We start from the raw sequence: 26364 nt of genomic DNA, 5'->3' as shown, positions 1-26364 counted from the left end.
ATGAAAAAACTCTTTATTTTTCTAAGCTTTTTGATAATTGCTGGATGCTTGAGAGTAGGCGATATTGATTTGTCTGGTCAAGCACTATATGGATATAAGCCAAATACTCCGTTTGAAAAGGAACGGGCATATCCAATCGTTGAAGAGATAAATATAGGAACGAACCATTCTATAAGATATGAAGATGGAATTGATTTTATTGTGAGCCCTGAAAACATCATCTTGAGCATCGAAACACGCTCTGAAATGAAGCCCTTCGAAAGTAGAGATGGAATCAGGCAGGAGGACTCGGTGGATAAGGTCATCCAAAAATTAGGAAAGAAATACTCCACCCGTATCGAACAAGGAGCAAAAGTTTACACTTATCAAGATTCGAAAAACAAATTAATAGAAGAATTTTGGACGGTTGATGGGAAAGTTCAGATTATCCGCTTAAAGGCGAAAGATAAAATCTGAACTCCCGAGGACCATGCATTTGTCGTGCTAATGGGAACGGTATCTGTACAGATGTCATTAAGCTAACGGGCAGATTTTTTTAGTTAAAACATTGATGTTGGGGAAAATGCAAACTCTACTGCGATGCCCACCGTAATGAAAAAAACCAGCCGGGCCAGGAATTATCCTGAACTAGCTGGTTTTTGATGTTATGCAGATAAATCAGATAAATCAGATACAAGGTTCTTCATCCACCTCTTGGAACGGATACGCGCAGCGCCGACAAAGAAACGAACGACCTCTTCAAGAGACAGGATAAGATACACCCAGTAAATAGGCTGATTGAAGACGAATGACAGGAGTAAGGCGGATGGCACGCCGATGATCCAGGTTGTAGCCGCCTCCATGACAAACACAAATCTGCTGTCTCCGCCGCTGTTCAACACGCCGCCAGCTTGGATCATGTTGGCAACCTTCACCCAGAGGAAGCCAGCGAACACCCATACGAGATACATCCCCAGACGATGTGATTCATCAGAAATGTTAAATGCGGACACATAGAGCGGAGAGATCACTGCAAGAATCACACCGATCCCCAGTGAGACCATTACACCAAGTCTAATCAGTCGCCGGGCAAAGTCATATGCAGCGTCGTTGTCACCTGCACCTAATTTCTGCCCAACCATAACGCCAGCCGCACTAGCGAGTCCCGCCAAGAGGGCAATGCTTAAACCTTGTAGCGGGAAAGTAATGGTCATTGCGGTCATCTCCGCGGTCCCCATCCGGCTGTAGACAACAGCATAGGCGGTCTCGCCAAGCACCCAGATCAGCTCCGTCAGAATAATGGGGTAGCATGTTGAGAAGAACTTGCGCAGCAGCGGTTGTGACACGCCGAACAGCTGCTTAAACCCATCTGCGCCAGGAAGCCGGAACTTATATACTGCGCCGATAATTAGAAGGCATTCCACTGTCCGTGCAATAGCCGTCGCGGCAGCTGCTCCCATGAGTCCCCATTCAGGCATACCAAGCTGGCCGAAAATAAGTCCATAATTGAGAACGATATTAAGTCCTACGGCGATGAGGCTTATGTACATTGGCAGTTGGGTGTGTCCTGTGCTGCGCAGGATAGCCGAGTACATCATCGTTAACATGGCAGGTATAAAGCTTAGCGCAAACACGCTGACAAACACCGATCCCTCGGTCTTTACTGCAGTATCTGAAGTGAAAATACCGAGGAACATCTCCGGCATGAAAAATACGAATATGGTGAACAATCCGGACAAAACCAGGCCTGCTCCGAGGCCAAGACCGAGAAGCTGGGATATACTCTTACGATCCCCGCCGCCCCAGAACTGGGACGCATAGATGGATACCCCCGTCGCAAGACCCGCGAGAACGACCGACAGGATACCGTATATTTTCACCGACATGCCTACCGATGCGATGGACACGTCACCAAGCTGCCCGACCATCAGCTGATCCGTGAGGTTGAGCAAGGACATAATTAAACTTTGCAGCGTTACTGGAACGGCAATTTTTAACACTTGTTTATAAAAATCATCCGACTTTTTCATATTGTGTCTGTCCTCCTATATGATTATATGAGTTGCTGGTCAGCCATTCCTGCACATAAAAAAGGGTACAACCCAATAAAATAGCTCGGGTTGTACCCATAACAGGTAACATGGCCTTCAAATTATAAGAGATGAACCTTATTTCTCAACAGCACTATAGCACACGGGGGTTGTCGAAGTAAGCAAAACAGTGTCGATTCGCTATAATTCAAAACATCTATGTATCTATCATGATAAAATTATCTAAATTCACTTACAAGGAGGATTGCTGTGAAAATTGACCGTTTGCTGGCCATTACCGTACTGCTGCTTAACCGCGGACGTATTAGTGCCGCAGAGCTTGCGGAGAGATTCGAGGTCTCGACCAAGACCATATACCGGGATATGGATACGCTCAGCCAGGCAGGCATCCCGGTTGCTGCCCATCAGGGGACAACAGGCGGCTTTGAGATCATGGAGCATTATACGATTCACCGCCAGTTCCTTACCCTGGATGAGATTGCTTCCGTGGTTGCAGCTATCAAGGGGATGGGCACCGCTTTTGAAGACAAGAATCTCGACAATCTGCTGGAGAAGGTGCAGACGCTGCTCGGCAGATCTGATCTGCAGACATCCAGGCAGAGTGCGAGGATGGTATTTGACTTCAATCCGTGGGGACAGGGCTCAGGCGCCAAGTCGAAGGTCAGTCTGCTGAAGGCGGCCATAGAGAGATTGCAATTGGTTAGCTTCAGCTACAGCAATATGAATGGGGTGCATACCGAGCGGGTGGCAGAGCCTTATTCTCTGATCCTGAAAGGACACCTGTGGTATCTGCACGCTTTCTGCAGACTGAGGAATGAATTTCGGATGTTCCGCCTGACCCGAATTCAGGGTCTTGAGGTGCTGGATCAATTATTCCTGCCACAGGAGGCGCCTTCTCTGGACCGCTACGAATGGAGACAGGAGTGGTCCGGGCCTGACGAGCTGGAAGTGGTGCTGATCTTCAATCCCGAGGTTCGTTACCGGGTGCAGGATATTTTCGCCCCTGAGCTGGTCACCCAGCTCCCTGACGGCACGATAAGGGTGAAAGGACCTTACCCGGTAGATGAGTGGTTCTACAGCATGATCCTCAGCTTCGGGGAACGGGTTCGAATCGAGCAGCCCCCCGAGGCGGCGCAGGAGATCCGCAGCCGGGTACAGAGAATGCTCAGTCTGTATCCGAACCCGGACACACAGATGTCCACTTTTCCAAGGTAGAATGAAGTTATATTAATGGAAAAGAGGATGAGAGATGAGTCAAGCATACACTAACGGGTCAGAACTTAGACTGGCGGGGATCACCTGCCGAACGACCAACAGCCAGGAGGCCGGTCCGAATGGCCAAATCCCGGGGCTGTGGGAAGCCTACTTCAAGGAGGCCATCGCAGACCGGATTCACACAGAACAGCCCCATTTGATCTATGCCCTGTATACAGATTATGAAAGTGATGCTTCCGGCGCCTATACGCTTCTGATCGGCCACGAGCTGAACGGCAGTGAAGCCGCGGACCTCAGCGGACTGGAGGTCGCGGTTGTGCCTGCGTCCAAGTACAAGGTGTTCACCACCAACCGGGGACCGGTGTACGAGGTTGTGGCCGAGGCGTGGGGCCGGATCTGGTCATACTTCCGGGATGCGGAGGAACAGCGGGCGTACACTGGGGATTATGAGCTGTATGACGCGCGTAACATGAATCCTGAGGATGCCGTAGTTCAGATCTATATCGCTGTAAAATAAACCTGATCCCGTTCCTATCCCCGTAAGCGTAATTCTTCGTCGACCTTCTTCACGAATCCCCTTGCCGTATCGCTGATCTGATCCGCCTGTGCTATGGCGGAGATCAGTGATATGCCATCCGCCCCTGCGGCAATGACCGGTGCGGCATTGGAGAGCGTAATGCCGCCGATGCCGACCAAGGGGATATCGATCCCACGCATCCGCAGCTCCTCGATTAACTGTGTTCCTCTAACAGGCTGGGCATCCGCCTTCGAGTTGGTCGGGTAGACCGGGCCAACGCCCAGATAATCCGCCCCGTCTTGGATGGCCTGCTGCGCTTCCTGCAGGTTATGGGCGGAGACCCCAATGATCTTGCCCGCTCCCAGCCTGCGGCGGATCATGCCGGCAGGAGCATCGTCCTGGCCTACATGAATGCCATCCGCGTCCAGAGCGATCGCCAGCTCCAGATCATCATTCACGATAAAAGGCACGCCGTGTGCCCGGCACAGCTGCATCAGGCTCCGGGCCAGTTCGAGCTTGCCGCGCCCCGTGAGGGCGCCGTTCCCCTTTTCCCTGAATTGAAATAACGTAATTCCTCCGGTTAGAGCCTCTGTCAGCACCTCGGAAGGATCCAGGCGGCAGTTCACGCTGCCCATGATGAAATAGACCTTGAGCAGGCTTCGCAGGGCTGCAGAAGATATCCGGCTATTGTCCGTCATGGCCCGCACCCCGCTGTCTCCGCTGATAGGCAAAGTGATTGGTAGGCCCATGACCCCCGCCGATATGCAGGCCGTCCTCAATGGCTGCCTGAATGAACAGCTTCGCGGTCCGAATCGCGTCCGTGGCTGGATGTCCCTGTGCCAGCCCTGCCGCAACCGCAGCCGAGAAGGTGCAGCCTGTCCCGTGCGTATGCCGTGTAGGAATCCGCGGGCTCTCCAGGTATGTGAATTCATGCCCATCAAATAGAATATCCACTGCTGGCTCGGATTCTGCGGCATGTCCGCCTTTGATAACCACACAACGTGCGCCTGCCTGCAAGAGCCTTCTTGCCGCTTCCTCCCGCTGCTGAAGGGTGGCAATCTTCATATCCGTGAGCAGCTCGGCCTCGGGAATATTAGGCGTGACTATCCTTGCAAGGGGCAGCAGATAGCGTACTACAGTGCGTACGGCTTCCTGCTGTAGAAGAGGAGCGCCGCCTTTGGCAATCATCACCGGATCAACCACAAGATTCTTCCACTCATACTGCTGCGCCTTGTCCGCCACAATGCGGACAATCTCCGGGCTGAACAGCATGCCCGTCTTGACGGCATCCGGCTGCAGGTCCTCGCCAACGGAGTCCAGTTGACGTGCTACCACATCCGGCTCCAGAGGATAGACTCCCTGAACGCCGAGCGTGTTCTGCGCGGTGACCGCTGTAAGGGCGGACATGCCGAAGACACCCAGCTCCTGAAATGTCTTGATATCCGCCTGAATCCCCGCCCCGCCGCCGCTGTCAGAGCCGGCGATGGTCAATGCTTTCTTGATGCTCATATCCTATAGACCTCCTTCTTGATGTTCGGTTATGGAACGGCTGCTGTCAGCCGGCTCCTCCTTATCTGTGCCGGACAATTCTGGAGCGGCTCTGGAGCTGCTCCGGGGTCAGAACCGCCAGCTGATTCAGCAGCTCAGTCTGGAAGCTGCCCGGCCCTTGACCTTCCGTCCGTTCATAAGCAAGTTCAGCGGCCACTCCATAGAAGGAGATGGCTTCGACGGCGGCCTCAATTTGACTTCTCCCGGAAGCCAGAAAAGCACCAACCACAGCACTCAGCAGACAGCCGGTGCCCGTGACCTTGGTCAATATCGGGTGGCCATTGCTTACAATGTAGGTGCTGTTCCCGTCCGCGATCACATCGTCTCTACCGGTAATAATCACGATGGAGCCCAGCTTGGCCGCGGCTTCCTCGGCCATGCCGATCACATCGCCATCCCCTTCGCCCGCATCTACGCCCTTGCTGGTCCAGGTGCGTCCAACCACATTCGCAACCTCCGCCGCGTTGCCTCTGAGGGCGGTGAGCTTGATCTCACCGGTTAATCTCGCGGTGACTTCTGTGCGGTAGGCCGTGGCCCCGGCTCCAACCGGATCCAGCACTACAGGCACACCATGCCGGTTAGCCGATCTGCCGGCCAGCAGCATGGACTCAATGACATATTCGTTCAGCGTGCCGATATTCAGAACTACGGCAGCCGCCATCTGTGCCACATCGGCGACCTCTTCATGTGAGTCTGCCATGAATGGAGAGGCGCCGAGCGCCAGCAGCCCGTTGGCGGAGAAGTTGGCCACGACAATGTTCGTAATGTTGTGGATCAGGGGATTCTGCTCCCGTACTTTGGATAAATAGCTCATGATTAGTCCTCCTTAAAGTTAGGTGTGGTTCGGACCACCGGGCAATTCCCGCGGCCGCCGTCTACAGGTTAACAAAGGCATCCTGTGCCATCTCGCCGGACTGCTTAAGCAGCTCATTGTCCTTCAGCCATTTCTCGATCAGGGTCCATGAAGCCGGATCCTGATATCCGAAGGCCTTGTCTCCTGCGTCCATAAGGGGCAGCAGAATATTGAGACTCTGACTCTCAATGTCCGCATCCAGCGGCGAGGTGCTGTCCTCGTGCTTCATTAACAGACTCAGGGCATCCTGCGGGTGTTCACTGACATAGCGCTGGCCTTTTGCCGCAGCCTTCATGAACCGCCGCAGTTCATCCTGCTTGTTCGATAGCCCTGTCTCACTTGCGACAAGCACCAGCTCATAATAATCCGGCACCCCATATTGGGTTGGGTCTATTGAAGTTACGGGGTGGCCTTCTTTCTGAAGCAGAAGCTGTTCATGGTTGATGAACCCGCCGATGAGTCCATTCACTTGCCCGGTGGACAGGGCTGGAATCAGATCGAACCCGACATCGACCAGCTTCACGGAACCCGGATCACCGCCATCCTGCTTGACCATGGTCTTGACCATGGCTTCGTAGAGTGGGATGGAAGAGAAGCCTACAGTGCGTCCGGCCAGGTCTTTGGGACGCGTGATTCCGCTATTCTCGGCAACCATCAGGTGGTTCAGCGGATGCCTGACCACGGCTCCGATCGACTTCACAGGAATCTGCTCACCCCGGGCCAGCAGCACCTGAGGCTGGTAGCTGAGCGCCAGGTCAACCTTGCCGGCAGCGGTCAGCTTAAGCGAATCATTCGTACCCGCGGGCATTTGAATATCGACATCCAGGCCTTCAGCGGCGAAATAGCCTTTCTCTTTGGCTGCGTACAAGAAGGAGTGCACCGCGTTCGGATACCAGTCCAGCATGATGCTGAGTTTTTGCAGCGGCTGTGCCTCGGGAGAGGCTGAGGACTTGACCTCCTGCTGCCCGGGATCTGAGCTGGAGCTGCATCCGCCAAGCACCCACAGAAGGGAGAGCAGCAGAAGGGAGAATTTAATAGATTTATGCATGAAAGACAACCTCTTTTCGGTTTTTTCTCTAATCGATATCGCTAAACGTTCTTCCTACGCGTGCGTCCCGTCATTGCAGCGAAGCCGCCCCGGCTGAGAACAGCCCTCTCCATGAGCGCTACGGCAAGGAACAGGGCCAGGCCAAGCAGGGACAGCAGAAGTACAGCCGCGAATAGCTGATCGCTCTTCAGATTACCTGCCATTCGGCGGCTGTAGTAGCCAAGCCCGCTGCTGCCGCCCAGCCATTCTCCAATAGTGGCCCCGATGACACAATAGACCACGGAGAGCTTCAGTCCCGAGAAGAAGGAAGGAAGCGCAAGCGGAATCTGCAGCTTCAGCAGCAGCTGGAGCCGGTTCGCGCCCATCGTGCGCAGCAGTTCACTATAGGCTTGGCCTCCTGTTCGAAGTCCATCGTAAGCGCCCACCACGATGGGGAAGAAGGCCGTAAGAATAACCACGGCGACCTTGCTCCAGATCGAATAGCCGAACCACATGATGAAGATAGGGGACAAGGCAATAAGCGGCAGAGTCTGGCTGATGATGACAAAAGGATACACAGCTCTCTCCACCGTACGGGACAGATGCATCCAGGTGCCCAGGCAGGTTCCGAACAGGACAGACAAGGCGAATCCGAGTGCTGATTCGGCCAGGGTGACCGGCAGGTGAGTACCGAGCAGCAGTTCCCGGTTATGGATCAGGGCCGCAAGGATAGAGCTGGGAGCCGGCACAATAAAGGCAGGAACGGTCCCGCCGCGAACCAGCCATTCCCATAGAATCAGAATGAAGGTGAGCAGCAGCAGGAACGGGCCGTAGCTGCGCAGCAGCTTATGCAGGTAATGGACCAGGGCTGTCATCGGCCTGCAACTCCCGCCAGCCGACGCTCAAGCTCCACTCGAAGCTCAAGGAACCGCGCCGAGGCATGCACCCCGTACTGACGGGGACGGGGCAGATCGACGATGATCTCCTCCAAGACACCGCCCCCGCGCGGCATAAGGAGAATCCGGTCGCTCAGCAGGAGGGCTTCCTCCAGATCATGGGTGATGAACAGGAGGGTCCGCTGCAGTTCCCCCCATAGACTTAGCAGCCAGTGATGCATCTCCCGCTTGGTCAATGCATCAAGCGCTCCGAATGGCTCATCGAGCAGCATCAGATCGCCGCCTGCGGCAAGCGTCCGAAGGAAGGCCGCCCGCTGCCGCATTCCCCCCGACAGCTCATGGGGATAGGCATCGGCCCAGCGGCTGAGGCCGAACCGATCAAGCATGTCCATGATGAAGGCAAGCTGCACGGCTTGATCGGCCCCGTGCTTCTTCAGCTTCCCTGGCTTCGCCCGGCGCTTCTTCAGCTCCCATGGCAGCAGGCAGTTGTCCCTGACGGTTCTCCAGGGAAGCAGCAGGTCCTGCTGCGGCATGTAGGAGATCAAGCCGAGACGTCTGGACACCTCACCGCCAGCCCAGCTGATGACACCGCCGGTCGGCTCCAGCAGGCCGGCAATCAGCTTGAACAGCGTGCTTTTGCCACAGCCGCTTGGACCGATGATGGATACGAATTCCCCCCGGTCCACCTTCATGGACAAATGGTCAATGATCGGCACCTGCCCGGAAGCGGAAGCGGACTCATAAGAGTAAGACAGATGATCGAGTGATAATATTGGCGTGATAAGGCAGACCTCCCATATGAAGATGAGTCCCGTCAGGACCGGGCGAAGCATTCGGATGCACATGTGAATTCCGCTGGAGAGAACCCAAAAAGGCCCTTCATTCCCGTACAGGATGAAGGGCCTACAGCTCGGCTGAGTTCATGAACTATGATCATAATTCACAGGCGCTTCACTTCCCTACGCTGGTATGATCCAGATCAGGTTCCAAGGGTCCGAAGTATTGCTTCGTCTCAGCCGGCGGGCTCCCCTAGTGAATACAGACGTATAAGGTTGGTTGTTCCATGGTCCATTGACAATTAACGGATTTAATATAACACAATTTTGAGGAACCTCAAATACCCGACTCTACTATTACTTATTCTTGGCATAGAGCCAGTTGTAATAAGACGCATGTTTGATTTCATCCGTCATGATCTCGAATATCCAGTCCCGGTACGCAGGGTCGATATTCAGATAGATGGCGCGGTATTTCTCAAATGCTTTTAACTCCCCCATAAGCGCCTTCTCAATTCCCTCCAGATAAGTGGCGGGCAGTGCCTCTGCCTGTTCATTCCCGCCTCCAGCAGGAGCCATTCCCGTTAACCGGGTATACAGGGTTCGGAACATGTTCCGGTGCTTTCTTTCGTCATTACGTATACCGGCAATAACATCCTTCTCTTGCTGGGTAGGGGCCATTTTAATAAGGGCGTCATAGAACAGTTCATCATTTCGTTCACCTTGAATCGACTCCCCGACAAGCTTGATTACAAGGTCGCTATTGCGATAGTAAGACACGGAACGAAAAGCCGCAGGGTGAGGAATTACATAAGGTTGGAAATACATAATCAAAGAACACCGCCTCATTCAAAAAAAGTTATATACGTTGTGCTGTAGTGTATTCACTTCTGGGCGGAGGGGTGCACCTCCTGAAGGTGCTGTCATATGATGGAGTAGGATAGATTCAAATATAAGGTGGCCCGCATATGGATGAAGAGAACAGTAAGATACTGATAACTGCAATTGTCATGGCTGTTATATTTGCCTCCTTCGCTCTAGGACTCGGTGCGGAAGAGGGTGGCGCAGACAGTGGCGTAGACACTGGGGATACGATTATAGTGTGAACTTTGGGGGAGAGGCCCGTGAGGAGCAACGGTAACGGTGGAAATGGGACCAAGAATGGCAACGGCAACGGCAGTAACGGGAAAAAGAAGAGCACTCCCCCCGCCAAACTTTCCCCCGGGCAGATCGCAGTGGTTGTAGGCTTGCTTACCAATGTGCTTAAGGTCAACTCCATCCTGCTGGACAAAGACCAGAATATTGAGATTGTACTGACAGGTTCTATTAGAAGGAAGACAAAGGCGGACCGGATAGCAGAAGAGCTTGGGGATATGAGTGTGGCTGATCTGATGGAAGCCTTTGCCCGTATGAACAGTTGATCCAAGGATCAGGGCAATAGGGCCGTACAAGCTGCTGCCAGCGCCATGCCAGGAGTGTCCGGTCTTCTTGTGATACAAATAGCCCCTCCGCTGATGGACCTGTGCGGAGGGGCTTGAGTCTGCTTGCCGGGTCAGCGGCCAGGCTCGGGTACGGCTTGTACCGCCGGATGGCCGCTTCGTTCCAGTTCACGGCTCCAGCCTGTCAGCAGCACCGCGGCCAGCACCATTAAGGCTCCGACCCAAGTGGTGTGAATCAGCCCGAGCTTTTCGGTCACGATGCCGCCAAGATAAGCTCCGAGCGCTATGCCTGCGTTGAAAGCAGCTATATTTAGCGCGGAGGCGACATCTACCGCCTTAGGCGCATACCGTTCAGCCAGCGTCAGGACGAAGATCTGCAGACCAGGCACATTCATGAAGGCGAACAGTCCCATGAAGAGCACCGAGATGAGGCCCGCAGCCTTGAAGGGCGCTGTGAACATTAGTATGAACAAGATCAGGGCTTGGGCGGCGAACATGTAGAACAGGGCAGAGACCGGATTCCGGTTCGCCGCTTTACCGCCGATCACGTTGCCTACGGCAATCGCAATGCCGTAGAGCAGCAGCAGGAAGGCTACGGTTCCTTCCTTGAAGCCGGTGATGTCATGAAGCAGTGGGGACAGGTAAGTGAACACAACAAATGTCCCGCCATAGCCAAGTGCTGTGATCGCGAAGGAGAGCAGCAACCGGCCATTGGTGATCAGCTTCAGCTGCTCTCTTGCCGGTGTCCGGGTTCCTTTGCGAAGCCCTGCCGGAACAAGGATCATATTGGCGATGAAGGCTATAATACCGACAGCGGCGATGGCCACGAACGCGGCCCGCCATCCGAGCTGCTGCCCGATCCAGGTTCCCAGGGGCACTCCGGTGACGGTGGCAATGGTAAGACCTGAGAACATGATCGAGATCGCACTTGCTCTGCGGTTCTCCGGCACAAGGTCAGCCGCGATTGTAGAGCCGATCGACATAAATACCCCGTGGGCAAGGGCAGAGATCACGCGTCCGGTAAGGAGCAGAGCGATACTGCCCGAGACCGCAGCCAGGCTGTTGCCTGCAATAAAGACAAGCATAATCCACATCAGCAGCGTCTTGCGCGGTACGCCCGAGGTCAGAGAGGTCAATACAGGCGCGCCGAAGGTGACTCCGAGAGCGTATAGGGTAACGGTCAACCCGGCAAGGGTGACCGGAATATGCAGGTTATCCGCGATCAGAGGCAGCAGTCCTATGCTGATGAACTCTGTCGTTCCAATGGCAAAAGCGCTAATAGCCAGCGCCAGAAGCGCGAACGTGCTTCTTTTTTTATCTAAAGACATTCCATCCACTCCTAGTATAGTAATCGCCAACCGGCAAATGTTATTATGTATGAACTGATTCAGAATGAATAGTACGTACTTTCAAGTGATATAGTCACCAAAAAGTAACTATTGGAGGAATAATGGATGGAAGCCGGCAAGAAATATAATATTTCGATTGAAGCGACCCTTGAGGTTATCGGAGGGAAATGGAAATGTGTAATTCTGTGCCACCTGACGCATGGCAAGAGACGGACCAGTGAGCTAAAGGCACTTATGCCGGGCATTACCCAGAAAATGCTGACCCAGCAGCTTAAAGAGCTGGTGGACGACGGTATTGTGAATCGGATCAGCTATAATGAGGTTCCCCCTAGAGTTGAATATGAACTCACAGAGTATGGCTGGAGCTTGAAGGAAATTCTTGATTCCCTATGTTCTTGGGGAGAGAGGCATATTATCAAGGAATACGGAGATAAGTCTGTCATGCTTAAGGACAGTATTTTGAATAAATGAACCAGATCCATACTGTAATGGCAACGGGAGCTTCCCATCAGGAAAAAAAGCCCTCACTTCACCCTTAGATGAAGGAGGGCTTGCTTGCATAGCTAAGGAGCATCACAGATCAGATCAATGGTTAATCCCGCATTTGTTCAAGATGAACGAAATCTGGTTCTCCAGCCGATTGATGTTCTCCTGCTGTTCCTCGGTCTGTATCCCTTGGGCGCGTAAGGAAGCAAGCTCCTGCTTGAGCTGATGCAGATCGTCTCCCGCACTAGCACAGTTATAGCTGCTCTCCAGATTGTCAATCATGGCGAATCCTCCATTCGGGTCTTAAGATTACCTCCCTATTATGGAGAATTTCGCTGTACTTATTCGTGCCCGGATTATTAGTAGCAGGTAAATGAACTGATTTTTCGCAGATCAACGCCGTAATAATTCCAGCGTCCCCCGAAGAATCTATAGCCTGATACGGAGGTGCGTCCGACAAAGATCGGATAGAACCAGTATTGATCCCGGTTGGTCTGCCAAATGTAAGTGAACCGGAACAGACAACCGGCAATCGATCCCGGGTCTACCGCATACGCGGATACCTGCTGCTGAGGGATAAAGGAAGGCGGAGGTGATGCGGGAGGCTGGTGAGCTCCTGGACCCTGAGGAAATGGCGGCATTCCAGGCCCTCCCGGTCCCGGCGGTCCTGGACTGAATGGACCTTGGGGCCCGAATGGCCCCTGTGATCCCTGTGGATTCTGCTGAGGGTTAAACGGTCCTGGGGGTGGATTAAATCCCATAATTTCATTCACTCCTTCTAAATTGTAGGCTAATGCAATGTATGCGGAAGGACCGGGTTTGGGCTGGGCTGATGCCTGGGTCTGAGGCAAGTTGTTCACTGTTCTGCTCTATCAACCGGGTGTTTTAGGACAGATATTGAACTATAGACTGCATGATTGGTGAGGAACAAGGTGCTCTTTCGTGTAACTCTGCGCAATATAAATTTGAAAGCTGCCCTTCCGAAGTTGTACACTGTCATTATCTATAATTAGGAGTGTGAAATAGCTTGAATTTGTGGGAAGCATTTGTGGCCTTGATTCTGGGGTTAGTTGAGGGTGTAACTGAATTTGCACCTGTATCCTCTACAGGTCATATGATTATTGTGGATGATTTCCTGTTCCAGACGAAGAAGATGTTCTCGCCCGAGGCAGCCATAACGTTCAAGATTGTCATTCAGCTTGGCTCCATCCTTGCGGTTGTCGTGCTTATGCGGGAACGGTTCCTGAATCTGCTGGGGCTGAAGAAAATTCCGGGACAGTCAACCAGCGGGCCGCGCCTGAATCTTGGACAAGTTATTGTGGCCTTGATCCCTGCCGGAGTGCTGTATTTGCTATTGGATGATCTGATCGATACCTATTTATTCTCCACCGAGACAGTGGTTATCGGGCTCGTGCTTGGAGCGATTCTGATGATTGTGGCTGACCGGTTCGGACCTCGTGAGCCGAAGACCGTGTCCTTAGATCAAATTACATACAAGCAGGCGTTCATCGTGGGTCTGATTCAGTGCTTGTCCATGTGGCCCGGATTCTCACGGTCCGGCTCCACAATCTCCGGAGGTGTCCTGCTGGGAATGAAGCACCGGACTGCGGCCGACTTCACCTTCATTATGGCGGTTCCCATCATGGCTGGCGTGAGCTTCTTCTCCTTGCTTAAGAACTGGGAGTCGATCACGGCTGACGTCATTCCCTTTTTTATCGTAGGCTTCATCAGTGCTTTTGTCTTCGCGCTGATCTCCATCCGGTTCTTCCTGAAGCTGATTAACCGGATTAAGCTGGTTCCTTTTGCGCTATATCGTATTGTGCTAGCGGCACTTATATATTTCGTATTTCTGTAACCATCATACACCTGAGAACAAGCTTATTGCTCGTAATTAGGCCAGCTTGATGTACACCCCTTTGAATAAACATTGGAAAAATCGCATGGTTTAGCCGATAAATTCTAAGGGGTGTATTTTTGTTGGGAAATAAGGGGCAGGAGTTGAAGAAATTTAGAATTAAAAGTTATCTCTATTATTTTGTAAGTTAAGGGAGAGGCATTTATGAGCAAAGTGGCTTATTTACATGAGTGAGACACTTCGTGCGGTTTAACCTTTTTAGAAAAGGTGGGTTTTTGTCATTGTTTTTTCTTTCCAGTTTCATTACTATAAAGCTAACATCACTTGGGAGGGCAACAAGATATGAAATTTACGATTGGAATGAAATTGATAGCTGGGTTTTTAGGTATTGCTGTACTGCTTGTGATTATAAGTTTTCTTTCTTATACACAGCTGCAAAGGGTAGATAACACGTATTCGGATCTGGTTGACCGGCGGGCTGCGATCGTATCAAGTACCAAGGATATTCAGAATGCCGCATCACGCGAGATCAGTAATTTAAGAGCTCTGCTGCTGAAGGAGGAAGGCGCCGCGGATGGTATGACTTCAGCCTATGAAGAGCTTAAGGCTTATATTAAATCAACGGACAGCCTTACACAGATTGCTGCCCATAAAGATATGCTAAAGCGCATGGATGCCCTGAATGAACAATTCAAGAAGAATGCGGATGAGTCAGCTGCTCTCATGAGAACGGGTCAGGTTGCCCAGGCTCAGCAGACTGCAATCGAGAAAGCAATTCCTGTTGCCAGAGAGCTGCGTGGATTAGCTGACCAGGTTGCCAAGGCCCAGCAGCAAATGATGACCCAAGGAAGCAAGGACACTACGGCAATGGTATCCTCGATTAAGACCACGCTGATTATTGCCTGCCTGATCTCAATCCTGTTAGCTGTCATTATCGGAATTATTATCTCCAGGTTAATCTCCAGATCAGTCAAGGCTTTGGCGGAGGGCGCTGAGAAAATTGCCGAAGGATATCTGAACCAGGAGGATATTGCTGTGAAGAGCCGTGATGAGATCGGCGACCTGGCCCGGTCCTTCAATCAGATGAAATCGAATCTGAGGAATGTAATCTCCCAGGTGGGATTCAATACCGAGCAAGTGGCGGCAACGGCGGAGGAGCTCTCCGCGAATGCGGAACAGACCGGCCGGGCTACCGAACAGATTACAATCTCGATGCAGGAAGCCGCTACGGGGGCAGAGAAGCAGGTAAGCAGCGCCTATGAAGCCACACAGGCTGTAGGTGAGATCTCCAAAGGTATGGATCAGGCAGAGGCCTCTATTCGCGCAGTCACCGGACTGACCGATCTTGCCAATGAGAAGGCAGGGCAGGGGAATGCGGTAGTTAGCGAGACCATCAGCCAAATGCGACGGGTTCAGCAATCGATCAAGACTTCGGCCGAGGTGGTCAACACACTGGGTGAGAAATCGACCGAGATCGGCCAAATTGTTCAACTCATTACGCAAATTGCCGGTCAGACGAATCTGCTGGCTCTCAATGCTTCAATTGAAGCGGCACGCGCGGGAGAGCAGGGCAGGGGATTCGCGGTGGTTGCCGGTGAAGTCCGCAAGCTCGCAGAGCAGACGGAAGGAGCCGCGACACAGGTGCGCGATCTTATCATGGAGGTGCAGAGCGAGGCGGAGAAGGCTGTGTTGTCCATGAATGAGGGGACGGAAACATTCCAGGAAGGCATTAAGCAGGTTGACCGGACTGGCGAGGTATTCACGGATATCCTGAATTCGATCGGGCAAGTGTCCTCCGAGACACGTGACGTATCCGCAGTTGTTGAGCAGGTGAATGCAAGTGCCCGCGTGATGGTCGAGATGATTGAGAATATCGCCCTGATTGCGGAGCAGTCTTCTGCGAATACCCAGAATGTTGCCGCATCCGCGGAGGAGCAGAATGCTTCCATGGAAGAGGTCGCTTCTTCGGCGGAAGCTCTAAGCAACATGTCCCAGGAGCTTCAGACTTTGGTTAGCCAGTTTAAAGTGTAGGAACCATCATCTATCCCAAGCAGGGGAGCTCTGTTCCTGCGTAATACAGAAGGCCTCTTTGTCCACGGTGTGGCACGGGAGGCCTTCTTGTTATTTTGTCAGGAACGGGGGACTCGGATTTAACGATGAAGAAGAGACTGCGGCTCCAGGCGAAGAGACTCATTTCCGGCAATAATGCCGAAGCTGCCCCATCGTCAGACTTGCTATTATTTCTTGATCACCGGAATCCAGACCTCGCATTGGTAGCTGTCCGAGGAGACGTCGCCCATAGGGTAGAGTTCAATTTCGGGACCTGCCGCGTGTTCATATCCTGTGGAGGGGAACCAGTCCTGGAAGACTCTAATCCATACGTCTTCAATCGCCCCTGGCATCGGTCCCACCGAAGTGAACACCGCCCAGGTCGAAGCGGGGATGGTCCGCACGGTGAATCCTTCCTCCAGCGGGGTTCCCGGGCTTACTCGGGCGCCAATCATGTAATTGAATAACTCCTGCTCCTGCTGCATATCGAGACAGATCCCCCGCAGAGCCTTGTCCTCCGCGATCGAGAACAGCCTGTCAGATGTGCCATCCGTGTTACAGACCTCCCAGAACTTAGGGATATCCCGGTGGTTCTCCCCGTCCCGGGTAGTAACCTGGATTAACTTGCCCGCAACCTCATATTCCTCTTGTTCCACAATACGATAGTCCATTCCTTGATCTCCCTTCAGTGATAGATGGAAGGAGATGCGGGGAAAGGCCTTGAGGGTAACTCCCGGATTCCGCGCTTCGGAAGGGGAGACACCGTGGAGCTTGCGGAATGCTTTGGAGAAGGACTCTGGGGATTCATAGCCGAATCTCAGCGCGATATCGAGCACTTTGGAGCCTGAACTGGCGAGCTCTTGTGCGGCTAATGTTAACCTGCGCTTGCGCATGTATTCCGCAACAGTCATACTGGTCAGCATGTGGAACATGCGCTGAAAGTGGAAGGGGGAGGAGTAAGCCGCTTTGGCTGCCTCGCCGATATCGAAGGGCTCTTCCATCCTGTTCTCCATCATTTCAATAGCATGATTCATCCGGTTCAACCAATCCATACCGCATCACCTCCTTTATGATAAGATCTTATCACCGGGCAACCATGAATTCCTGTCTTTGCGTGCGATCAGTGAATAGGACTAGGTGACATCTGCCAATTATATTAAAAATCCATCAAAGTCCGGATTAACCCATCACGGGGGCTTGTAAATCGGTTACAATGATTAATATATAAGACGCAGGTCTATGCCTGCCTGCATGTCATTTCTCAGACTGCGTCTTAGAAAGTATTAGTTGAATCTATACAGGAGGTACGAAATGTCTAAAGACGAAGTTATTATGACACGCGAGGGCTATGCCCAGCTTGAACGGGAACTCGAAGAGCTGACTACAGTCAAACGCAGAGAGCTCGCAGAGCGCCTTAAGACGGCAATTAGCTACGGGGACCTCAAGGAGAACAGTGAGTACCATTCGGCTAAGAATGATCAATCCTTTATGGAGACGAGAGTGCTTACCATTGAGAAGATGCTGAAAAATGCACGTATTGTAGACCATGTCGACAATTCCGTCGTTCAGGTCGGCTCCGTGGTCATTCTCAATGACTTGGAATTCGCCGAACGGATCGAATATAGAATCGTAGGCCCCGCAGAGGCGGATGTTGCCGAGAACAGAATCTCTTACGAGAGCCCGCTGGGCGCTGCGCTCATGGGGAAATCCGTTGGAGACAAGATCAGTGTGGAAGCCCCAATGGGAAGAATCGAATACGAACTGCTTGAGATTAAAGGCTTGGCCTAAACATAGAGTTCTAGAACAGCTTCATCAGCTAAATTTAGCCGAGATGGAGCTGTTTGTGATTTCAAGGGTAGAGTCTTGACACCATCTTGGCGTTTCCCATTTGGCATTGGTACTGCATAGTATTATGATTGATTCACAGGCACCTATCCAGAATATAACAACTCGGAATTTTATAGTAAAGGAGTCATCTTGAATGCCCGCTTGGATCTACGTGGTCTCTGGGTTATTAATCTTAACGATGATGGTCTATCTGTATATTCTGCTGCATCCGGTCTTTGGGGGGCGTCCCTCTCAATCATCACGGGAGCATATCCACCGCTCTAAGAACCGGGCCGCGGGCAGATTCGTGAATCAACTGGAGACTTCGGTGAGCAGCAGTCTTAGCGCGAACCTGTCCATTCTGTACGATATGATCGCAGGGGGACCCGGACGAAGACCGCGGCACCCGCTGAATGTCGTATCGTACTCACCCGCAGCCCAGCCGGCTTCCGAGCCCAGAGTCACCTGGTTCGGACATTCTGCGCTGCTCCTGGAGCTGGATGGGAAGCGGATCTTTCTTGACCCTATGCTCGGAAGATCTCCGTCACCCACGTCTATTGCAGGCGGTAAGCGGTACAGCAATAAGCTTCCTTGTGAGGCTGAGGATTTTCCGGAGCTGGATGCCGTCATTCTGTCTCATGATCACTATGATCATCTGGATTATGCCACCATACTGAAGCTCAGGAATAAGGTGCGCAGATTCTTCGTGCCGCTTGGCGTGTCCGCGCATCTGGAGCGGTGGGGAATCAGTCCCGAGAGAATTGAGGAACTGGACTGGTGGGAGGAGACTGATTTTGAAGGAATCAGGCTGGCGTGTACACCTGCCCGTCACTTCTCGGGCCGCAGCCTGACCCGTAATACAACACTCTGGTGCTCATGGGTTCTCCATGGGCAGCAGGCCAGAATCTTTTATAGCGGGGACAGCGGGTATGGCCCTCATTTTGCCGAAATTGGCACCGAGTATGGACCCTTCGATCTGACCCTGATGGAATGTGGACAGTACGATCAGCGCTGGGCGAGCATTCATATGATGCCTGAAGAGACGGTGCAGGCTCATCTGGATGTGCGCGGCGCTGTGATGATGCCCATTCACTGGGCAGCCTTCACGCTGGCTCTGCATCCATGGACGGAGCCGGTGGAGCGTGCACGAAGTGAAGCCGCCAGGCGGGAAGTGAAGATTATCACTCCCCGAATCGGAGAGACGGTCAGAGTCGGAGGGCAGCAGGAGCATATTGGGACCGCCTGGTGGCGGGAAGCGGAATGATCCGGCTGAAATTATTTTCTCATCCTTGTCACAAACTTAAGGGGTACTCTGTCTTCTTAATGATGGTAACTTAAGGAGGCGACAATGATGAGTGTAAGATTTAATTATCGGAAGGTCAATTCATCCATGCTGGAGGCTATGCTGGCATTTGAGCAGGCGGTGAGTGGCAGCGGGGTCGATAAGGTCCTGTATGAGCTGATCAAGATCCGCGCTTCTCAGATTAACGGCTGCGCATACTGTATCGATTACCACGTGAAAGATTTGCTACAGCTTGGGGAGCCGGTGGAACGGGCCTTGATGCTGAGTGTATGGAAGGAGATGCCGACCTATTCGGATAAAGAGAAGGCGGCGCTTGAGCTGACAGAATACGTCACCCGGATATCGGAAGCGGGTGTGCCGCAGGATGTCTATGAGCGGGTTCGGGAGCACTTTAGCGAGAAGGAGTATATCGATCTGGTGATGGCGGTGAATGCGATCTGCAGCTGGAATCGGATAGCTATTTCCACCGGGATGTACCCGGGATGTTTTGACTGAATCGCGGATACGGAAGGGCCTGAGCAGTAAGCTGGCCAGAAGATTGGAGCAGGAAGAATAGTATAGGAAGACGGACCAGATAGATTAGGGAATCCTGACAGGCTCCCTTCTGGATTCCATACCTGATGGGAGTGAGAACATGACTAATAGGGGTGCGGATGCGGTTAATTTTGCGCATATGAGCGGCAATGAAGGCCGAAGAGTTCCCGAGCTCGTTGAGAGTCCGCCTGATCTGGAACAGCTGTACCGGACTTATCGCCGATATGCCCTCACAGTGGCTTACCGGATGCTGGGATCCATTACGGACGCGGAGGATATCGTTCAGGACTGGTTCTCGGAGATGCACGGAAGGCCCTTGTCGGGCATTCGGGATGTGAAGGCGTATATCGCCAAATCCATTACGAACCGATGTCTTAATCTCATGCAGTCCGCATCCCGGAGACGGGAGACCTATGTCGGTGAGTGGCTGCCCGAACCGCTGCCGGATACCTATGGCGTGCAGGTTGATGGACCCTATGAGGCGGCGGAACGTGCAGATAACTTGTCCTATGCGCTATTAGTCATGCTCGAGAGGCTGACGCCGGCCGAGCGGGCGGTCTTCCTGCTCAGGGAAGTGTTCGAATATGAGTATGAGCTGATTGCCGAAGCAGTAGGGAAGTCAGAGGCAGCTTGCCGTAAAATCCTGAGCCGGGCTAAGCAGAACCTTAGCCCGGAGGCTTCCTGTCCGGTACCGCCTGCCACCTCTCCCGGCAGCCGGGCTACGCTTATGAACAGATTCGCGGCTGCTATCCAGCATTATGATATAGGCGAGATGTTAACTCTGCTTACGCAGGATGCGGTCCTGATCACGGATGGCGGCGGCCGGGTGCGGTCCGCAATCAATCCGATTATCAGCAGGGAGCGGGTTGTGGCTCTACTCTCATCACAACGGGCCTTCAAGAAGCTGCGTATCTGGGATATACGTCAGGTGACGATGAATGGGGAGCTGTGTCTGATCTACCACGCGGAGCACACGGTAAAAGCGGTGATCACCGCACAGCTGTCACCTGAAGGGGACCGGATCCAGCGGGTATTCATAGTGCTGAATCCGGACAAACTAGGCCATATTTACTGCGGTGACGGCCAGTAGACGCTAAGCGGATACGGAAATACCAACAGGCTGCCCTGACAATGGGGCAGCCTGTTGGTGCGATGAATCAGCTATGAATTGTTGTCGTCTTCATCTGTGAGGGTGTGTCATTTCACCTTCACATTCACCTTGTGCCCGTGAGCACGCTGCTCATCCACCTTCTGTAGGGTGGCCGAGGTTGCCTGCTTAACCGAGCTTGTAACATGATGCAGCACTTCACCCACATCATGCGCGGATTCAACAATCGGATCGACCGCCTTCATCTTGCCCTTCACATCCATAGTGACTTGATTGGCATTATGAATCAGGGTCTGTGCTTCTCTCGTCAAGCCGTGAACCGCATTTCGGACCTCGCCGAGCGTCTTGTTCGTCTCATCAAGAGAAGTCATGGTCTTGCGCAGGGTCAGAATGCCGAAGGCAGCAAGAGCGGCAAAAGCCACCGCGATCAACGTCACACTAAGCTGAATAGTCATAGGACATCTCCTCCTCTGTAATTACCATATGTACAAGGATATGAAATATGCTCTGCTAAACTTAGAAGACCCTATGGCGTATAGACCGGCAGCGGCAGCTTACGGGTAGGCGGGAGCCCGCGGGACTGTGCTAGAATAAGCTTAATAGCTGCTGAGCGGCATTTAGCTTAGGTTACCAGCGAACATAACTGATGATAAAAGAGGTTGCAGCGATGAACATAGAACATTTTGCAGAAGCCAGCTTAAGTGAAGAGATTGTCCGCGCCCTGGAGGGCCTGGGGTACGACCGTCCCACCGATGTGCAGAGTCAGGTGATCCCCCTGCTGCTCGCAGACAGGGATATTGTGGTGAAGTCACAGACGGGAAGCGGCAAGACTGCCGCATATGCTATCCCGCTGTGTGAGCTTGTGGACTGGAACGAGAACAAGCCGCAGGCGCTCGTCCTCACCCCGACCCGTGAGCTTGCTGTTCAGGTCAAGGAAGACATTACGAACATAGGCCGCTTCAAGCGGGTGAAGGCGGCGGCTGTATATGGGAGACATCCCTACGCGGTACAGAAGCTGGAGCTGAAGCAGAAGAATCACGTTGTGGTAGGCACTCCAGGGCGCGTGCTGGATCATATTGAGCGGGGGTCTCTTCCGCTTGGACGCCTAAGATATCTTGTGATTGACGAAGCGGACGAAATGCTGAATATGGGCTTCATTGATCAGGTGGAAGCGATTATTCAGACCCTGCCGGCGGAGCGGGTCACCGTATTGCTGTCAGCTACGCTGCCAGAGGATGTCGACAATCTGAGCCGCAAATATATGAATGAGCCGGACTATATTGAAATTCAAGGGACGGGCGGCATTACAACGAATCAGATTGAGCATTCTCTTATCGAGGTCACGGAAGCGGACAAGCCGCAGGTGCTCCAGAACCTCCTGATTACAAGGAACCCGGACAGCTGTATGATCTTCTGCCGGACTCAAGAGCTGGTGAATCAGGTATTCCGCCAGCTTGCCGATGCGGAGTATCCATGTGACCGGATTCATGGAGGCATGATGCAGGAGGACCGGTTCGAGGTCATGAATGCGTTCCGCCGGGGGCAATTCCGCTATCTGGTTGCCACAGATGTAGCCGCGCGCGGGATCGATATTGAGAACATCACGCATGTCATCAACTACGATATCCCCATGGACAAGGAGAGCTATGTCCACCGGACGGGCCGGACAGGCCGGGCGGGACGCACCGGGCAGGCCATTACGCTGATGACCCCGCGAGAGGACAAGTATTTGGCCGAGATCGAGCAGTATATCGGATTTGAAATTCCGCGGACGGAGGCTCCTTCCGAGGAGGAAGTGAGCGGGGCGATGGAGGCTTTTGAACAGAAGATCTATTCCCGGACCGCCCTTAAGAAAGAGAAGAGTGAAGAGATCAACAAGGAGATTATGAAGCTCTACTTCAATGGCGGCAAAAAGAAGAAGCTTAGAGCCGTGGACTTCGTGGGCACTCTAGCCCGGATCGAAGGTGTAACTGCGGAGGATATCGGCATCATTACCATCCAGGATAATGTAAGCTATGTGGAGATTCTTAATGGCAAGGGACCACACGTGCTTCAGGTCATGAAGAATACCACGATTAAGGGCAAGCAGCTGAAGGTGCATAAGGCAAATAAGTAGCGGGTACGCGGAGAGTGGATGCCAAGTAGCAGCTGGTATCCAGTGGTTAGACGTATTGCGGGCTCAAGTAATGAAGCAGGGCAGCCTTGGACTGATGAAATAAGTCCTTGAGCTGCCCTTTTTATCATTTTCATGTGCTAACGCCTTTGCTTGCTTTCGATTAGGATTGAGGTAAAGTTTCTATGTTATTTCTCCCACAGCTCGACCAGCCTGCCATCGGGATCCTTAATCCATATGAACTTGCCGTAATCACTAGTCTCTTGCTGCTTGGCAAGAGGTACTTCTATTTGTTCAAGATGCTTGATCACCTCGTCCAGATTATAGACTTGAAAGTTCAACATCACTTGTTGTTCTGCTGGAAAGTAGTTGTCATTCTCCGTGAAGAAGGACAAGATCGTCTCATTGGCCGAGTGGGGCTTAATCACAGTGCCATTCCAATCTTCGATTTCAAGCTTCAATACATCGCTGTACCATTTTTTAGTAGCCTCGAGATTCCTGGTTCTCCAGAAAACGCCTCCAAAGCCTTTTATCATCGTAGTTAGCTCCTAACTATCATCAAATTATTAGCTACTTCCGCTCCCATTAGATATTTGAAACCCAAATCCAAATCGAAATACAAATTCAAATCACTCCATAGGTTCGACCCTTCCACTAACTAGAGAAGAAGACAGACTAAGACTACACCCATAACTAACACAATAAGTGAAACTATATATTCTTTGGAGCTCTTCCTATACTTCCAGTCTACAAAGGCCTGAAAGCCAGTTGCAAGGACTATGATTGCAATCATGAACCATTTGAAAATATCGTCCGTCAGTCTATCTTCAACAATCAAATTAACAGCCCAGATCATCGCAATAAGGAGCAGAATAACCTTGCCCCATAGGTCAACTCGCTTGCCCGCGCGGGGCAGCTCATCTTTCGCTTCCGCTCCCACAATCCATCTTCTTAGAAGATACTGTGAAATAGAGAGAATTATAATGATGATCACCGTTCCGGCCTTCTCCATTCCGGCTCCCTCCTTGGACACTATTCTGTTAAAAACTATACTACCATAATATGTAACCTGGTGTAGCCCTTGCCAGCTTGTTAATTCAAATAGGAAGTTTGGCTGGAGCTTTCCCCATGACTGGACATTTGTGAACCTGCTGCCCCGCCAAAAATCTTTTCCATCCGCCACATTCCCTAAATTTTGTCTAGAAAAGCCCGGAATTCTGTCGTTAAATAAGGGTAATGAGCCTATGAGAAGCTCGGTACAATAGGTACCTTGGAGGGGGATTACGGATGAGAGGGTTAAGATGCATACTTCTGATAATCGCGGCTATGTTGGTGATATGCACCGGAGTATCGGCGGAGAGCGCGCCTGGGAAGATACCTCCTGTTCGCAAGGAGGCCTCCGGAGGTCAGATTATTGTGGTCGAGGCAGCCCGTGGTTCCTCCTTCAAGGGAACCTTGTCACTGCGTGAGAAGCTTAACGGCGAATGGAAAACCACGCTTAGCGGAATCCCGGTGGTTCTAGGCAAGAACGGAATAGGCAAGCTGCGCGAAGGTGACGGGAAGACGCCGACAGGCACCTTCCCGATCGGGCACGCCTTTGGTACGGCAGCGAAGCCGGCAGGGTTGAAGCTGACCTATGCCTTGGCTGGCAAGCAGGACTACTGGGTCGATGACGCTGCATCAGCGGATTATAACAAGTGGGTTCATTACGCAGGCAACCCGGCTTCGAGGTGGAAGTCGTTCGAGCGGCTGTATATCCCGCAGTACAAGTACGCTGTGGTAATCCGGTACAACGACAACCCGATTGTGAAGGGTAAAGGCAGCGCTATCTTCATGCACATTTGGCGAAGCCAAGACAAGCCGACCGCCGGCTGTGTGGCGATGTCGGAGGGGAATCTCCTTAAGCTAATGGGCAAGCTTGATCCGAAGCAGTCCCCGGTGATCACCATTACCCGCAGACAATAATCTGCCGGGTGAAGCCCGCTTTGCGGACAATCCCCCTGTCGAGCTCGGTTAGTCCGGTCTCTGCAATCATCTCATTCATCGACTCGACGCTGATGATGACCACTCTGTCTGCAATCCGCCGGGCGTGCTTCAGAATGGATCGCTGGGTCTCTGAGCTGGCCTTGGAGAAATGATTGTACGGCATATCGACAATAGCCACATCATAGTGCTCTGTGACCTCTGCAATATCACCCAGGGTTACCGGCGCATCGTAGCCAAAGTGAGCGATGTTCTCCCGCGCGCCGCGGGCGATATGCGGATTAATATCCCGGCCGATAATGTTAATGCCCATGGACAGGGCTTCGATCATAACGGTTCCAATGCCGCAGCAGGGATCGATGGCCCGAATGCCTTCGGGCCTCGGAACGGCGATGTTCGCCGCGGCCCGGGCTACCCGCGTGCTAAGCGCGATCGAATAGCTGCGCGGCTTCTTCATATGATGAAGCCATACGGCGGTGCTCTTCTGGTAGCGGCCAAAATACCAGCGTCCGCCCATGGCCACCAGGCCGAACCAGTGGTCAGGCTTGTTCACGTCCGCTTCACCTTCAATGTGCATCCCCATCTCTCTTTCGATGGCACGGCGCTCATCATACTCGATTCGATCATCGCCGATGAGGTCGTTCGTCTTCACGAAGATGACCTTGAATGTATCTCCATTCAGTTCAATCTGCTCCACTTGGCTGAGTATATCCTCAAGCTTGTCCCCCTCGTACATCACATCGATCCGTTCCCGAATGAAGGGACTGCGGCTGGGATCAATCCTGGTGGTGCTCTTCAGCAGGCTGGTCTCCGGCACGAACCCGAAGAGGGCCCGCATCTCCAGGTGACATAATGAGACTTCTTCCTCAGGATAGGCATAAGTGTATATGAATTCAGTTGTATTCAATTGAAATCTCCTTCGCTTCTTAAATGAATGCATCAAGTATAATACATAAACCAGCTTGCTTTTCAAATGACCCGGCCATAAAAATGCAGCAAAACACGAATTCTCCCCCGCCGGGGTGGTACACTAGAAGGAAATACAGAAATTCAATCCGCATCCTAACTATTATATGACAAAAAGAATGGAGTTACGTGAAAATGGCACAATCAGGCGCAAAAATGGATCCTGTGAAAGCAGCCGGGCTGCTGGAGAAATGGATCTCCTTCTATGATATGAACAATCCCAAGGCTTGGGACAGGGATGAGTATGGCTTCGTCAAAGACAGCTGCAAAGCGATGCAGTTCGCGGCACAGGCCCTGCGCGGCAAAGGCGGAGCTGCAAAGCCGGCCCAGCGACAGGAGGCTGCGGCACAGCTTAAGGACTGGGTGGAGGAGTATGAGATGGACAATCCCGCCAACTGGGAGAAGGAGAACGCCCAGTTCGTGAAGGAGGTCGTGCAGGCGATCGAGTTCGCGGCGGCTTTTCTGAGAGGGAAGTAAGCAATCAGTGTCA

The 26364-nt window shown here is 52.5% G+C and carries 31 protein-coding genes and 1 riboswitch; of the genes, 15 read left to right on the top strand and 16 right to left on the bottom strand.

All coding sequences use genetic code 11. The features are described from left to right. Window positions 1-456, top strand: a complete 456-nt coding sequence (locus LDO05_RS17830; RefSeq protein ID WP_251376649.1) for a hypothetical protein — start codon at window positions 1-3, stop codon at window positions 454-456. A gap of 188 nt (window positions 457-644) precedes the next feature. Here the strand turns inward: LDO05_RS17830 and LDO05_RS17825 are convergent, their stop codons facing one another. Next, window positions 645-2009: an MATE family efflux transporter gene (locus LDO05_RS17825; protein WP_251376648.1), complete on the bottom strand. Its 1365-nt coding sequence runs from the start codon at window positions 2007-2009 to the stop codon at window positions 645-647. A gap of 270 nt (window positions 2010-2279) precedes the next feature. On the opposite strand from LDO05_RS17825, the gene LDO05_RS17820 reads away from it, so the two are divergent. Both LDO05_RS17820 and LDO05_RS17815 read left to right on the top strand, forming a co-directional pair. Next, a complete protein-coding gene (locus tag LDO05_RS17820) occupies window positions 2280-3245 on the top strand; it encodes a helix-turn-helix transcriptional regulator (RefSeq protein WP_251376647.1) in 966 nt (321 codons plus the stop codon). Between the two features lie 34 nt (window positions 3246-3279). After that, window positions 3280-3762, top strand: coding sequence for a GyrI-like domain-containing protein (locus LDO05_RS17815; RefSeq protein ID WP_251376646.1), 483 nt, complete (start codon window positions 3280-3282; stop codon window positions 3760-3762). A 14-nt stretch (window positions 3763-3776) separates the two neighbouring features. On the opposite strand, the gene thiE is transcribed toward LDO05_RS17815, so the two are convergent. The 7 genes from thiE to LDO05_RS17780 form a co-directional block, all read right to left on the bottom strand. Next, window positions 3777-4460 (bottom strand): thiamine phosphate synthase, encoded by a 684-nt coding sequence (gene thiE, locus LDO05_RS17810; RefSeq protein ID WP_251376645.1) that lies wholly within the window; start codon window positions 4458-4460, stop codon window positions 3777-3779. Beyond that, window positions 4447-5271 (bottom strand): bifunctional hydroxymethylpyrimidine kinase/phosphomethylpyrimidine kinase, encoded by an 825-nt coding sequence (gene thiD / locus LDO05_RS17805; protein ID WP_251376644.1) that lies wholly within the window; start codon window positions 5269-5271, stop codon window positions 4447-4449. The genes thiE and thiD overlap by 14 nt, the downstream gene beginning before the upstream one ends. Before the next feature lie 61 nt (window positions 5272-5332). Beyond that, window positions 5333-6124, bottom strand: a complete 792-nt coding sequence (gene thiM, locus LDO05_RS17800; protein ID WP_251376643.1) for a hydroxyethylthiazole kinase — start codon at window positions 6122-6124, stop codon at window positions 5333-5335. Between the two features lie 61 nt (window positions 6125-6185). Then, on the bottom strand, window positions 6186-7211 hold the full coding sequence (locus LDO05_RS17795; protein WP_251376642.1) for an ABC transporter substrate-binding protein: 1026 nt from the start codon (window positions 7209-7211) through the stop codon (window positions 6186-6188). Between the two features lie 41 nt (window positions 7212-7252). After that, on the bottom strand, window positions 7253-8065 hold the full coding sequence (locus LDO05_RS17790) for an ABC transporter permease (RefSeq protein ID WP_251376641.1): 813 nt from the start codon (window positions 8063-8065) through the stop codon (window positions 7253-7255). Next, window positions 8062-8919 (bottom strand): ABC transporter ATP-binding protein, encoded by an 858-nt coding sequence (locus LDO05_RS17785; RefSeq protein ID WP_251376640.1) that lies wholly within the window; start codon window positions 8917-8919, stop codon window positions 8062-8064. The genes LDO05_RS17790 and LDO05_RS17785 overlap by 4 nt, the downstream gene beginning before the upstream one ends. A 106-nt stretch (window positions 8920-9025) precedes the next feature. Next, window positions 9026-9127: riboswitch (TPP riboswitch) on the bottom strand. Window positions 9128-9219: 92 nt separating this feature from the next. Beyond that, window positions 9220-9690 carry a ferritin-like domain-containing protein gene (locus LDO05_RS17780; protein WP_251376639.1) on the bottom strand — a complete coding sequence of 157 codons (471 nt, stop codon included), beginning with the start codon at window positions 9688-9690 and terminating at the stop codon, window positions 9220-9222. Between the two features lie 140 nt (window positions 9691-9830). Here LDO05_RS17780 and LDO05_RS17775 point away from each other — a divergent pair, with 140 nt between their 5' ends. Together LDO05_RS17775 and LDO05_RS17770 are read left to right on the top strand one after the other, a co-directional pair. Continuing rightward, entirely contained in the window at window positions 9831-9968 is a 138-nt protein-coding gene (locus tag LDO05_RS17775) for a hypothetical protein (protein ID WP_251376638.1), read from the top strand. A gap of 18 nt (window positions 9969-9986) precedes the next feature. Continuing rightward, window positions 9987-10283 carry a hypothetical protein gene (locus tag LDO05_RS17770; RefSeq protein WP_251376637.1) on the top strand — a complete coding sequence of 99 codons (297 nt, stop codon included), beginning with the start codon at window positions 9987-9989 and terminating at the stop codon, window positions 10281-10283. A 131-nt stretch (window positions 10284-10414) separates the two neighbouring features. Here the strand turns inward: LDO05_RS17770 and LDO05_RS17765 are convergent, their stop codons facing one another. Beyond that, on the bottom strand, window positions 10415-11629 hold the full coding sequence (locus LDO05_RS17765) for an MFS transporter (RefSeq protein WP_251376636.1): 1215 nt from the start codon (window positions 11627-11629) through the stop codon (window positions 10415-10417). Between the two features lie 126 nt (window positions 11630-11755). Between LDO05_RS17765 and LDO05_RS17760 the strand changes: the two genes are divergently transcribed. Then, a complete protein-coding gene (locus LDO05_RS17760; RefSeq protein WP_251376635.1) occupies window positions 11756-12121 on the top strand; it encodes a winged helix-turn-helix transcriptional regulator in 366 nt (121 codons plus the stop codon). A 114-nt stretch (window positions 12122-12235) separates the two neighbouring features. On the opposite strand, the gene LDO05_RS17755 is transcribed toward LDO05_RS17760, so the two are convergent. Beyond that, window positions 12236-12418, bottom strand: coding sequence for a DUF2524 domain-containing protein (locus LDO05_RS17755; RefSeq protein WP_251376634.1), 183 nt, complete (start codon window positions 12416-12418; stop codon window positions 12236-12238). Between the two features lie 77 nt (window positions 12419-12495). Next, window positions 12496-12777 carry a transporter gene (locus tag LDO05_RS17750; protein ID WP_346657597.1) on the bottom strand — a complete coding sequence of 94 codons (282 nt, stop codon included), beginning with the start codon at window positions 12775-12777 and terminating at the stop codon, window positions 12496-12498. Between the two features lie 386 nt (window positions 12778-13163). Between LDO05_RS17750 and LDO05_RS17745 the strand changes: the two genes are divergently transcribed. Beyond that, a complete protein-coding gene (locus LDO05_RS17745) occupies window positions 13164-13991 on the top strand; it encodes an undecaprenyl-diphosphate phosphatase (RefSeq protein WP_276575524.1) in 828 nt (275 codons plus the stop codon). Window positions 13992-14333: 342 nt separating this feature from the next. Continuing rightward, window positions 14334-16022, top strand: coding sequence for a methyl-accepting chemotaxis protein (locus tag LDO05_RS17740; protein ID WP_251376632.1), 1689 nt, complete (start codon window positions 14334-14336; stop codon window positions 16020-16022). A gap of 206 nt (window positions 16023-16228) precedes the next feature. On the opposite strand, the gene LDO05_RS17735 is transcribed toward LDO05_RS17740, so the two are convergent. Then, window positions 16229-17092, bottom strand: a complete 864-nt coding sequence (locus tag LDO05_RS17735) for an AraC family transcriptional regulator (RefSeq protein ID WP_251376631.1) — start codon at window positions 17090-17092, stop codon at window positions 16229-16231. Window positions 17093-17351: 259 nt separating this feature from the next. Between LDO05_RS17735 and greA the strand changes: the two genes are divergently transcribed. From greA to LDO05_RS17715, 4 genes are all read left to right on the top strand, one after another. Further along, entirely contained in the window at window positions 17352-17828 is a 477-nt protein-coding gene (gene greA / locus LDO05_RS17730) for a transcription elongation factor GreA (protein ID WP_251376630.1), read from the top strand. Between the two features lie 193 nt (window positions 17829-18021). Next, window positions 18022-19131 (top strand): MBL fold metallo-hydrolase, encoded by a 1110-nt coding sequence (locus LDO05_RS17725; protein WP_251376629.1) that lies wholly within the window; start codon window positions 18022-18024, stop codon window positions 19129-19131. Between the two features lie 87 nt (window positions 19132-19218). Beyond that, on the top strand, window positions 19219-19665 hold the full coding sequence (locus LDO05_RS17720) for a carboxymuconolactone decarboxylase family protein (RefSeq protein WP_251378776.1): 447 nt from the start codon (window positions 19219-19221) through the stop codon (window positions 19663-19665). A gap of 139 nt (window positions 19666-19804) precedes the next feature. Next, a complete protein-coding gene (locus tag LDO05_RS17715) occupies window positions 19805-20794 on the top strand; it encodes a sigma-70 family RNA polymerase sigma factor (protein ID WP_251376628.1) in 990 nt (329 codons plus the stop codon). 107 nt (window positions 20795-20901) lie between these two features. Here the strand turns inward: LDO05_RS17715 and LDO05_RS17710 are convergent, their stop codons facing one another. Next, window positions 20902-21267: a DUF948 domain-containing protein gene (locus tag LDO05_RS17710; RefSeq protein ID WP_251376627.1), complete on the bottom strand. Its 366-nt coding sequence runs from the start codon at window positions 21265-21267 to the stop codon at window positions 20902-20904. 212 nt (window positions 21268-21479) lie between these two features. Between LDO05_RS17710 and LDO05_RS17705 the strand changes: the two genes are divergently transcribed. Then, the gene (locus LDO05_RS17705; RefSeq protein WP_251376626.1) at window positions 21480-22928 is read left to right on the top strand and encodes a DEAD/DEAH box helicase; all 1449 of its coding nucleotides are present in this window, start codon (window positions 21480-21482) and stop codon (window positions 22926-22928) included. Between the two features lie 185 nt (window positions 22929-23113). Here LDO05_RS17705 and LDO05_RS17700 read toward each other — a convergent pair whose 3' ends face one another. Both LDO05_RS17700 and LDO05_RS17695 read right to left on the bottom strand, forming a co-directional pair. Then, the gene (locus LDO05_RS17700; RefSeq protein ID WP_251376625.1) at window positions 23114-23461 is read right to left on the bottom strand and encodes a VOC family protein; all 348 of its coding nucleotides are present in this window, start codon (window positions 23459-23461) and stop codon (window positions 23114-23116) included. Between the two features lie 122 nt (window positions 23462-23583). Then, entirely contained in the window at window positions 23584-23937 is a 354-nt protein-coding gene (locus LDO05_RS17695) for a DUF4181 domain-containing protein (RefSeq protein ID WP_251376624.1), read from the bottom strand. A 275-nt stretch (window positions 23938-24212) separates the two neighbouring features. Between LDO05_RS17695 and LDO05_RS17690 the strand changes: the two genes are divergently transcribed. Next, on the top strand, window positions 24213-24890 hold the full coding sequence (locus tag LDO05_RS17690) for a L,D-transpeptidase family protein (RefSeq protein WP_251376623.1): 678 nt from the start codon (window positions 24213-24215) through the stop codon (window positions 24888-24890). Here the strand turns inward: LDO05_RS17690 and LDO05_RS17685 are convergent. Further along, the gene (locus tag LDO05_RS17685) at window positions 24874-25815 is read right to left on the bottom strand and encodes a TRM11 family SAM-dependent methyltransferase (protein ID WP_251376622.1); all 942 of its coding nucleotides are present in this window, start codon (window positions 25813-25815) and stop codon (window positions 24874-24876) included. The two genes, LDO05_RS17690 and LDO05_RS17685, sit on opposite strands and share 17 nt — an antisense overlap. Before the next feature lie 194 nt (window positions 25816-26009). On the opposite strand from LDO05_RS17685, the gene LDO05_RS17680 reads away from it, so the two are divergent. Further along, window positions 26010-26351 (top strand): hypothetical protein, encoded by a 342-nt coding sequence (locus LDO05_RS17680; protein ID WP_251376621.1) that lies wholly within the window; start codon window positions 26010-26012, stop codon window positions 26349-26351. Window positions 26352-26364 lie beyond the last annotated feature (13 nt).

Origin of the sequence: Paenibacillus sp. YPG26, from assembly GCF_023704175.1 — a bacterium.
GTDB lineage: Bacteria > Bacillota > Bacilli > Paenibacillales > Paenibacillaceae > Fontibacillus.
The sequence above is the reverse complement of the archived record's forward strand: the minus strand, read 5'-3'. Positions and strand labels throughout refer to the sequence as shown.

Excerpts from the sequence above, each read along its gene's own strand:
- LDO05_RS17700 (WP_251376625.1), bottom strand. The coding sequence starts at position 23,461 with ATGATAAAAGGCTTTGGAGGCGTTTTCTGGAGAACCAGGAATCTCGAG.
- greA (WP_251376630.1), top strand. The coding sequence starts at position 17,352 with ATGTCTAAAGACGAAGTTATTATGACACGCGAGGGCTATGCCCAGCTT.
- LDO05_RS17750 (WP_346657597.1), bottom strand. The coding sequence starts at position 12,777 with ATGCCGCCATTTCCTCAGGGTCCAGGAGCTCACCAGCCTCCCGCATCA.
- LDO05_RS17720 (WP_251378776.1), top strand. The coding sequence starts at position 19,219 with ATGAGTGTAAGATTTAATTATCGGAAGGTCAATTCATCCATGCTGGAG.
- LDO05_RS17755 (WP_251376634.1), bottom strand. The coding sequence starts at position 12,418 with ATGATTGACAATCTGGAGAGCAGCTATAACTGTGCTAGTGCGGGAGAC.
- LDO05_RS17740 (WP_251376632.1), top strand. The coding sequence starts at position 14,334 with ATGAAATTTACGATTGGAATGAAATTGATAGCTGGGTTTTTAGGTATT.
- LDO05_RS17785 (WP_251376640.1), bottom strand. The coding sequence starts at position 8,919 with ATGCTTCGCCCGGTCCTGACGGGACTCATCTTCATATGGGAGGTCTGC.
- thiE (WP_251376645.1), bottom strand. The coding sequence starts at position 4,460 with ATGACGGACAATAGCCGGATATCTTCTGCAGCCCTGCGAAGCCTGCTC.
- LDO05_RS17690 (WP_251376623.1), top strand. The coding sequence starts at position 24,213 with ATGAGAGGGTTAAGATGCATACTTCTGATAATCGCGGCTATGTTGGTG.
- LDO05_RS17765 (WP_251376636.1), bottom strand. The coding sequence starts at position 11,629 with ATGTCTTTAGATAAAAAAAGAAGCACGTTCGCGCTTCTGGCGCTGGCT.
- LDO05_RS17830 (WP_251376649.1), top strand. The coding sequence starts at position 1 with ATGAAAAAACTCTTTATTTTTCTAAGCTTTTTGATAATTGCTGGATGC.
- LDO05_RS17725 (WP_251376629.1), top strand. The coding sequence starts at position 18,022 with ATGCCCGCTTGGATCTACGTGGTCTCTGGGTTATTAATCTTAACGATG.
- LDO05_RS17795 (WP_251376642.1), bottom strand. The coding sequence starts at position 7,211 with ATGCATAAATCTATTAAATTCTCCCTTCTGCTGCTCTCCCTTCTGTGG.
- LDO05_RS17735 (WP_251376631.1), bottom strand. The coding sequence starts at position 17,092 with ATGGATTGGTTGAACCGGATGAATCATGCTATTGAAATGATGGAGAAC.
- LDO05_RS17710 (WP_251376627.1), bottom strand. The coding sequence starts at position 21,267 with ATGACTATTCAGCTTAGTGTGACGTTGATCGCGGTGGCTTTTGCCGCT.
- LDO05_RS17780 (WP_251376639.1), bottom strand. The coding sequence starts at position 9,690 with ATGTATTTCCAACCTTATGTAATTCCTCACCCTGCGGCTTTTCGTTCC.
- thiM (WP_251376643.1), bottom strand. The coding sequence starts at position 6,124 with ATGAGCTATTTATCCAAAGTACGGGAGCAGAATCCCCTGATCCACAAC.
- LDO05_RS17815 (WP_251376646.1), top strand. The coding sequence starts at position 3,280 with ATGAGTCAAGCATACACTAACGGGTCAGAACTTAGACTGGCGGGGATC.
- thiD (WP_251376644.1), bottom strand. The coding sequence starts at position 5,271 with ATGAGCATCAAGAAAGCATTGACCATCGCCGGCTCTGACAGCGGCGGC.
- LDO05_RS17775 (WP_251376638.1), top strand. The coding sequence starts at position 9,831 with ATGGATGAAGAGAACAGTAAGATACTGATAACTGCAATTGTCATGGCT.
- LDO05_RS17825 (WP_251376648.1), bottom strand. The coding sequence starts at position 2,009 with ATGAAAAAGTCGGATGATTTTTATAAACAAGTGTTAAAAATTGCCGTT.
- LDO05_RS17680 (WP_251376621.1), top strand. The coding sequence starts at position 26,010 with ATGGCACAATCAGGCGCAAAAATGGATCCTGTGAAAGCAGCCGGGCTG.
- LDO05_RS17715 (WP_251376628.1), top strand. The coding sequence starts at position 19,805 with ATGACTAATAGGGGTGCGGATGCGGTTAATTTTGCGCATATGAGCGGC.
- LDO05_RS17760 (WP_251376635.1), top strand. The coding sequence starts at position 11,756 with ATGGAAGCCGGCAAGAAATATAATATTTCGATTGAAGCGACCCTTGAG.
- LDO05_RS17695 (WP_251376624.1), bottom strand. The coding sequence starts at position 23,937 with ATGGAGAAGGCCGGAACGGTGATCATCATTATAATTCTCTCTATTTCA.
- LDO05_RS17705 (WP_251376626.1), top strand. The coding sequence starts at position 21,480 with ATGAACATAGAACATTTTGCAGAAGCCAGCTTAAGTGAAGAGATTGTC.
- LDO05_RS17790 (WP_251376641.1), bottom strand. The coding sequence starts at position 8,065 with ATGACAGCCCTGGTCCATTACCTGCATAAGCTGCTGCGCAGCTACGGC.